The 980-nt window shown below is 58.7% G+C and carries 1 protein-coding gene and 1 pseudogene; one reads left to right on the top strand and one right to left on the bottom strand.

Translation table 11 applies throughout. The features are described from left to right. Positions 1-96: 96 nt before the first annotated feature. Positions 97-297, top strand: a pseudogene (locus tag ACFPN9_RS29615) (MucR family transcriptional regulator); the annotation flags it as partial. A gap of 496 nt (positions 298-793) precedes the next feature. Here the strand turns inward: ACFPN9_RS29615 and ACFPN9_RS29610 are convergent. Beyond that, positions 794-980 (bottom strand): hypothetical protein (locus ACFPN9_RS29610; RefSeq protein WP_377818107.1); only part of this gene is annotated, 187 nt, incomplete at its 5' end.

Genomic DNA, 980 nt, shown 5'->3' with positions numbered 1-980 from the left:
CCCATCGTCAGCCTGCCAGCCGTGGCCGCCTGACCAGCCCGACCAAAGCCGGCACGCGGTGGCTCTGCGAAGCTACACCACCAGCAGGGACACGACCGGCATCTTCGAACGGCATACGGGCTGTCTCCTGAGCAATATCGGGCGAAATGGGGGCTGCCATTCGATTATCCGCTGGTCGCTCCTGCTTACGCGGAAACGCGATCAGGTATTTCGAAATCGCTGCGGTTCGGCCACAAAAAAGTTAAAGGCCCCAAACGTGGCAAGCGTCTAGACAGATCGGCTGGACCTCAGCGTTAGTTGAATGTGTCAGTGAGCTGATACCCAGAGCGGGGGGCAGACGCCATTGCCTTTCAATTCGAAGGCTATCGCTGCCGTCCTTGCACTTTTGGGGCTCGCGATACTGGTCAGTGCGGGCTTCCGCGATGGACCCGCTACCTGGATCTGGCGATGATCCGGATCGCGTGAACCTGTCCGTCGAGACCCCGGAACCACCCGCTGGCCGAGTGGTTCAATCGGTTTGCGGATATGACCTATGCTGCGCCGCCTGGACTTTTGGTTATGGGCATCGGCCCTGCTGTTGATCGTAGTGCTGGCCTGCTTCCTCTGCCATACCCGATCGCTGATTGGTGTTGACTAACACCGTCGTCTGAACCGCCCCTGGATTCCTTGACGCCTTCTTCCCTAAATTTCAGGCAAGGAGGCCCCGATGGGCAAAGCGAACTTCACCGAGGACTTCAAGTGTCAAATCGCGTTGAAGGTCAGCCCCCTTATCGCGTTGAAGGCTGGGTCTGACTCAGTTTCGCTGCACGTTGGGGCTGTTCTGACGCTGGTTTCCAGAAGGAATCAGCATGATGAAGCAGCGATTTCGGCCAGCCAGCCCGGTTCCTTCAGGATTGATGGTCGACGAGATCGCGATCGAAGGCGATCGTGTTGTTGTCCGAGCTCGGGCGGCCGTCAGCGCCGGTCCATGTCCTGATTGT

It is taken from the genome of Allobosea massiliensis (assembly GCF_042655245.1).
GTDB classification, from domain to species: Bacteria; Pseudomonadota; Alphaproteobacteria; order Rhizobiales; family Beijerinckiaceae; genus Allobosea; species Allobosea massiliensis.
Note: the sequence above shows the minus strand (reverse complement) of the source record. Positions and strands in the feature narration are given on the sequence as shown.